The 7,281-nt window shown below is 50.7% G+C and carries 5 protein-coding genes; 4 read left to right on the forward strand and 1 reads right to left on the reverse strand.

Features of this window, described 5'->3' with window-relative positions:
• Positions 1-113: 113 nt before the first annotated feature.
• Together deoR and DRI82_RS12595 are read left to right on the forward strand one after the other, a co-directional pair.
• Positions 114-878: a DNA-binding transcriptional repressor DeoR gene (gene deoR, locus DRI82_RS12590; protein ID WP_114194129.1), complete on the forward strand. Its 765-nt coding sequence runs from the start codon at positions 114-116 to the stop codon at positions 876-878.
• Between the two features lie 655 nt (positions 879-1,533).
• A complete protein-coding gene (locus tag DRI82_RS12595; RefSeq protein WP_114194131.1) occupies positions 1,534-2,829 on the forward strand; it encodes an HAAAP family serine/threonine permease in 1,296 nt (431 codons plus the stop codon).
• A gap of 143 nt (positions 2,830-2,972) precedes the next feature.
• Here DRI82_RS12595 and DRI82_RS12600 read toward each other — a convergent pair whose 3' ends face one another.
• The gene (locus DRI82_RS12600) at positions 2,973-4,181 is read right to left on the reverse strand and encodes a serine hydrolase (protein ID WP_114194133.1); all 1,209 of its coding nucleotides are present in this window, start codon (positions 4,179-4,181) and stop codon (positions 2,973-2,975) included.
• 362 nt (positions 4,182-4,543) lie between these two features.
• Here DRI82_RS12600 and DRI82_RS12605 point away from each other — a divergent pair, with 362 nt between their 5' ends.
• Together DRI82_RS12605 and DRI82_RS12610 are read left to right on the forward strand one after the other, a co-directional pair.
• Entirely contained in the window at positions 4,544-5,911 is a 1,368-nt protein-coding gene (locus DRI82_RS12605) for a pyridoxal-phosphate dependent enzyme (RefSeq protein ID WP_114194135.1), read from the forward strand.
• Between the two features lie 37 nt (positions 5,912-5,948).
• Positions 5,949-7,094, forward strand: a complete 1,146-nt coding sequence (locus DRI82_RS12610; RefSeq protein WP_114194137.1) for a trans-sulfuration enzyme family protein — start codon at positions 5,949-5,951, stop codon at positions 7,092-7,094.
• The last annotated feature ends 187 nt before the right edge of the window (positions 7,095-7,281 follow it).

The raw sequence follows: 7,281 nt of genomic DNA on the forward strand, positions 1-7,281 counted from the left end.
CTGTGAACGTCTGATATTGCAGGGCTTTTTTATGCCCTACCGACAATCGTTATGTTTACGCTTTCCACCGGTTAAGGGTAATATTGTGCACGTGAATTTTACAGAGGTCAGCAATGGAAACTCGGCGGCAGGAACGGATACAGAAGCTTGCGCAAGCATTAAAGCGTTCAGATAAAATTCATCTGAAAGAAGCCGCAGCCCTGTTGGGCGTGTCCGAAATGACAATCCGTCGTGATTTAAATGCTGAGCCTGCCCCGGTTGTGCTGCTTGGCGGCTACGTCGTGACCGATCCGCGCAGCAACAATGTGACCAACTATTTTGTTTCCGATCAGAAAGCGCGTCAGGTGGAAGAGAAGCGCGTACTTGGCGCTCTGGCTGCGGAAATGATCGCCGAGAATGACACCGTATTTTTTGATTGCGGCACCACCATCCCCTTTCTGATCGACGCGATTGATGAAGAATTGTCGTTTACCGCCATCTGCTATTCACTGAACACCTTTCTGGCCCTACAGGACAAGCCAAACTGCCATGTCATCTTGAGCGGTGGTTCATTCAAATCAAGCAGTTATATCTTTACGCCGATAGGGCGCCATTGTGAGCTGGATAATATCTGCCCGGATATCGCGTTTATTTCGGCGGCGGGTCTGAGCCTGAAACAGGGTGCCACCTGCTTTAATCTGGATGAGCTGGAGATGAAGCATCGGGCGATCGCCATGGCCAAACGCGCCATTCTGCTCGCCGATCACACTAAATTCGGCAAAGTGAAACCGGCCTGCATAGGTGCGCTGTCGCTGTTTGATACCATCGTGACCAATCGCACGCCGGATGTTGAATTCAAACACTTTTTGCGCGAACAAAAAATATCCCTGATCTATTGATATCCCCGCAGTCAGGGCATTTCCTGGCTGCCTACGCGATTGCTTATCCCTTTTATTGCCTGTTTCTGCTATTGAATTGACGCCTATTTGTACGATTAATAAGTTTTTCCCACTGCTATATTCCGTGCAAAAATCCAGCAACCCTCGGGATATTATTAATTTTTTCGCAGAGAATTAATTGGTTAATAATTTATTAATACGTTTATCTTTCATTGCCTTAAATTCCATAATTATTGTAAGGCCATTAAAATAGCAAACGATTGCTGGAAAATAATAGATGTGCGTGTATTATCCTCCGCTCAGGATAATCTATCGTTTGAACCCTCAGCATGTAGCTTAAAAAATGACTTATCAGACCAAAACCTGCTATCTGACGCATTTGAGATCAAGATCACGGATGTTTACGCTACAAAACTATATCTTTCCGGCTCTAAATTACGGGCGAAAGATTATCCCAGCACATAATTCCATGATAAAGAATGTGTCATCTTTACCATCATCCACAGATTTGGTTAAGCGTTGTTGGAAATTCGAACAATTCCCCTTAGATAATTCATCGAAAGCGATCGTTATACAGCACAGCAATTAATCCGCCGAAAGTTAACCTTTTTCCGCTTTTATATTTTTGATTCACTTTTTACACCATGGAGATTGTATGGAAACCACTCAAACCGGCACAATTGCCTCTCTGGGCGCTGATGCCTCTTCGCTGGCCTGGCGTAAATCTGACACCATGTGGATGCTCGGCCTATACGGTACCGCCATTGGCGCAGGCGTATTGTTCCTGCCCATCAATGCCGGTATCGGTGGTCTGATCCCTTTGATCATTATGGCTATTTTAGCCTTCCCGATGACCTATTTTGCCCACCGTGGCCTGTGCCGTTTTGTTCTTTCCGGTAAAAATCCCGGTGAAGATATTACTGAAGTGGTTGAAGAGCATTTTGGTATCAGCGCCGGTAAATTGATTACCCTGCTCTACTTCTTCGCTATCTACCCGATTCTGCTGGTGTACAGCGTGGCTATCACCAATACGGTTGAAAGCTTTATCACACACCAAATGCATCTGAACGCACCGCCGCGTGCCCTTTTGTCTTTGATTCTGATTGTTGGCTTGATGACGATCGTTCGTCTGGGCGAGCAGTTTATTGTTAAGGCGATGAGTATTCTGGTGTTCCCGTTTGTCGCGATCCTGATGCTGCTGGCGTTGTACCTGATTCCAAACTGGACCAGCGCGATCTTTGAAAACGTCAGCGTCAGCGCGGGTAGCGTCGGCAATGGCCTGATCATGACGCTGTGGCTGGCGATTCCGGTGATGGTGTTCTCATTCAACCATTCGCCAATTATTTCAGCTTTTGCCGTCGCCAAGCGTGAAGAGTACGGTGTGGATGCCGAGAAAAAATGCTCCGCGATCCTCGCCCGCAGCCACCTGATGATGGTGCTGACCGTGATGTTCTTTGTGTTCAGTTGCGTACTGAGCCTGTCACCCGCCGATCTGATGGAAGCGAAAGCACAAAACATTTCGATTCTTTCGTATCTGGCAAACCACTTTCACAACCCGATGATCGAATATATCGCGCCACTGATCGCGTTTATCGCCATCACCAAATCGTTCCTCGGTCACTATCTGGGTGCCCGTGAAGGTTTCAATGGTCTGGTCATTAAATCTCTGCGCAGCAAAGGCAAGACCATCAGTATCCCTAAACTGAACCGCATGACCGCCGTTTTCATGTTGGTGACAACCTGGATTGTTGCGACGCTGAACCCAAGTATTCTCGGCATGATTGAGACGCTGGGCGGCCCTATCATCGCGATGCTGCTGTTCCTGATGCCGATGTACGCCATTCGCAAAGTACCGGCAATGCGTAAATACAGCGGCCATATCAGCAACGTATTCGTTGTCGTGATGGGTCTGATTGCCATCTCCGCGATCATGTTCAGCCTGGTTGGCTAGTCGGATGCGGTAAGAAGACTGCTGTAGGCAGGATCAAAAAGGCGATGCCTCTTAGTGATAAGAATGCATCGCCTTTTTCATGGACATTTTTACTGAATTGCTGAGTTACTGATTTTACTGCGTTGAAAGCGGGTAAAATTGGCCTATTTCCCCGAAAACGCACTGAACAATCCGCTAATTTTCATCACGATGAAATCCCAGATTCTGCTGAAGAATCCGCCCTCTTTGACTTCACTCAATACCACCAGCGGTCGTTGCTCAATGGTTTTTCCATCCAACTGAAAATCAATGGTACCCACTGCCTGATATTTGCTTAACGGGGCTTCGATTTGCTCCTGATTAAGATGGTAACTGGCCTTGAGGTTCTTCATCTGACCACGCGGAATCGTCAGTGCGGCATCGCTCTTCACTCCCAGGGCAATCTCTTTTTGATCGCCAAACCACACCCGCTGAGTCACAAACGGCGTATCTGCCTTGAGGGGCGTTACCGTTTCAAAAAACCGCAGACCCCAGGTGAGCAATTTTTCGCTTTCGCTGAAACGAACCCGATCGCTCGGCGCACCCAGAACCACGGAAATCAACCGCATGCCGTTGTCTGTCGCGGAAGAGATGAGGTTATATCCCGCTCCCGACGTATGCCCGGTCTTCACCCCATCGACATTCAGATTGGTGCTCCACAGCAAGCGGTTACGATTCACCTGACGAATTTTATTGAAGGTGAATTCCTTCTCCTTATGAATGGCATACTCATCCGGGACGTCGCGGATCAAAGCCTGCGTGATGCGCGCCATATCGCCAGCGGTGCTGTACTGCCCCTCCGCATCCAGTCCGTGTACCGTAAGGAAATGGGTATTTTCCAACCCAAAAGCCTTCACATAATTGTTCATCAAATTCACGAAGGCGTCCTGACTGCCTGCGACATAATCCGCCAACGCAATGCTGGCATCATTGCCAGACTGTATGACAACCCCTTTGTTCAGTTCAGAAACCGGCACCTTGTCGCCCGGTTTAAGAAACATCAGTGAAGATCCACGCAGCACCGGATTACCGGTCGCCCAGGCGTCTTTGCCGATGGTAACCATATCGTCTGGGGTAATCTTGCCAGACTTGATGGCTTGTCCGATAACGTAACTCCCCATCACCTTGGTCAGACTGGCAGGATCGAGACGGGTATCGGCGTTGGCCTCAGCCAGGATTTTCCCACTATAAAAATCCATTAAAACATAGGCTTTGGCATTGATTTGCGGTGCAGTGGGTGCCTGTTCGGCAGAGGCAGCGGGCAAGGAGAGCAGCAGCAAGCTGGTGCCTGCGCCGAACAGCCTGAATGTGCGGTAGAAAGAGGATTTTTTCATCGGATTGTCAGTGTTTCCATTCAGATAATCGGAATTACTTTATCTTTCAATAAGTCAGGAATATTACTACTGCCAAAACTAACACCTTTACGCACGGGGATTAACCCTCTCAATGTAAAGTTAGATAAATTCCCCTTAAAAAATATACTACATAGTGCGTTATTGTGCAGGGAACGTCAGGATTCAGCACAATTTAGGTAAACGTCTGTACTTCCCAACTTCTATACCGCTGCACATCCACACGTCCAAATAGAATATTATATTACATAATGGCATATCATCTGGTTTTTTATTCTTTTATTTCATCCTCAGGCCGGATCTATCATCAGGTTATGTTTCTCACACCAAGGCTGCAAAGAGATATGGCAATCCCGCATTCTGTCATCGATCTGATAGGAAATACCCCACTGCTCGAACTGACCCGGTTTGATACCGGCCCGTGCCGTTTGTTCGTCAAACTTGAAAACCAGAATCCTGGCGGATCGATTAAAGATCGCGTCGCCCTCTCGATGATTGAACATGCAGAGCGTGAAGGCTTGCTCAAGCCGGGTGGTACCATCGTCGAAGCGACCGCCGGTAACACCGGTCTGGGATTGGCGCTGGTGGCGGCGCTGAAAGGCTATCGGCTGGTGCTGGTTGTCCCGGATAAAATGAGCCGTGAGAAGATTTTTCACCTGCGTGCGCTGGGTGTCGAGGTGGTGCTCACCCGTTCCGACGTCGTGAAAGGCCATCCGGCCTATTATCAGGATTATGCCCGGCGGCTGGCAGATGAAACCCCTGGCTCTTATTACATTGATCAATTCAATAACCCGGCAAATTCGGCGGCGCATTACGCGACTACCGGCCCCGAACTCTGGCAGCAGATGGATCATGACGTCGACGCGATCGTCGTTGGCGTCGGATCGGGCGGTACGCTGGGTGGGTTAAGCCGCTATTTCTCCGAGGTCTCCCCCGAAACCGCGTTTGTGCTGGCCGACCCGGATGGCTCCATTCTGGCGGAATACCAGCGCAGCGGTGAAACAGGCGAAGCCGGAAGTTGGCTGGTGGAAGGCATCGGGGAAGATTTTGTTCCGGCGCTGTCGGATTTCCGTCAGGTCACCCACGCCTATTCCATCGACGACGCCGAAGCCTTTACCACGGCGCGCGATCTGTTGCGCCTCGAAGGCGTATTGGCAGGTTCGTCCAGCGGCACCTTGCTGGCCGCAGCGCTGCGCTATTGCCAACAGCAAACCGAAGCCAAACGCGTGGTGACTTTTGTTTGCGATAGCGGCAATAAATATTTGTCTAAAATGTATAACGATCACTGGATGCTCGAACAGGGGCTGATTAAGCGTGAACAGCTCGGAGACCTGCGCGATTTGATCGCCTATCGCCACGACGACGGTTCCACCGTGTCCGTTGCGCCGGAAGATACGCTGGCGATCGTCCATGCCCGCATGCGTCTTTACGATATTTCGCAATTGCCGGTCCTGGAAAACGATCGTCTGGTCGGATTAATCGACGAATGGGACTTGTTGAACAGTCTGCAAAATAACCCTGAGCATTTCTCTTTGCCCGCCCGCGAAGCCATGACCGTTCGGGTTAATACGCTGCAAAAAGAGGCTTCGTTCGCGCAACTGCTGGAGACGTTCAATCAGGGACACGTCGCGGTAATACTCGATGGCGACCATTTCCTGGGCTTGATCACCCGCACCGACGTACTTAATCATTGGCGTCAGAAGCTCCGTTGATTCGCTCATTTTCCCGTTGAGGTAAAGGAATTCTATTATGGCTAAATTTGATACGCTGACGGTTCATGCCGGTTATAAACCCGACAGCACTGGCGCGGTGATGCCCGCAATTTATGCGACATCCACGTTTGCCCAACCCGCGCCGGGCGAACCCATCGGCTATGACTATTCACGTAGCGGCAATCCAACGCGCGCGGCTCTGGAGTCCGCGATTGCCGAACTGGAAGGGGGAACGCGTGGATTTGCCTTTGCGTCCGGGCTGGCTGCGTGCTCAACCGTGCTGGAACTGCTGGATCAGGGCAGCCATCTGATTGCCGTTGACGATCTGTACGGAGGCACCTACCGTCTGCTGGAAAAAGTGCGCAAGCGCAGCGCAGGGTTGCAGGTGACCTACGTGGACCCGGCGGATCTTCAGGCGCTCGAACAGGCGATTACGCCGCAAACGAAAATGATTTGGGTCGAAACGCCGACCAATCCGTTACTGAAACTGGCCGATTTGCGCGCCATTGCGGCTCTGGCCACAAAGCATCAGTTGATCAGCGTGGCTGACAATACGTTCGCCTCACCGGCCATTCAGCGTCCGCTGGATCTCGGCTTTGATATCGTGGTGCACTCCGCGACCAAATATCTCAATGGTCATTCTGACGTGGTCGCCGGTGTCGCGGCTGTCGGAAATAACAGCGAACTGGCGACGCAGCTTGCCTTCTTGCAGAATGCCGTCGGCGGCATCCTCGACCCGTTCAGCAGTTTCCTGACGCTGCGTGGGCTGAGAACATTGGCGCTGCGAATTGAACGACACAACCATAGCGCGCAGAAAATTGCCGAATGGCTGGAATCCCAGCCGCAAGTTGAGGCCGTTTACTACCCCGGACTTGCCAGCCATCCGCAACACGCGCTGGCAAAACAGCAAATGCAGGGATTTGGCGGCATGATATCGGTTCGATTGAAAGGCGACGATGACTATGCGCGTGCGGTAATCAAACGTTCGGCGCTGTTCACGCTGGCCGAAAGTCTGGGTGGCGTCGAAAGCCTGATCAGCCAGCCGTTCAGCATGACCCACGCCTCCATTCCTCTTGAGCAGCGGATGAAAAGCGGCATTACCCCGCAACTGCTGCGTCTGTCGATAGGGATTGAGAATACGGAAGATTTGATCGAGGATTTGCAGCAGGCACTGAATGGCTGATTCCAGGCTGATTTTCCCGATCTGAAAAGCGAAACAGGGCGAATAATTCGCCCTGTTTGGTTATGCACAGAAAACCTCCAGCTAGGCTGGAGGTTCCGTAAAGCTTTCAGCTTTGAGCCAGTTATAAAAACCCCTTTTGATTTGTTAAAACAGTTTGCGGTCTGGCAACTGCAAACGTTCAACAAGA

This window comes from Edaphovirga cremea (assembly GCF_003332275.1).
Classification (GTDB): Bacteria; Pseudomonadota; Gammaproteobacteria; order Enterobacterales; family Enterobacteriaceae; genus Edaphovirga; species Edaphovirga cremea.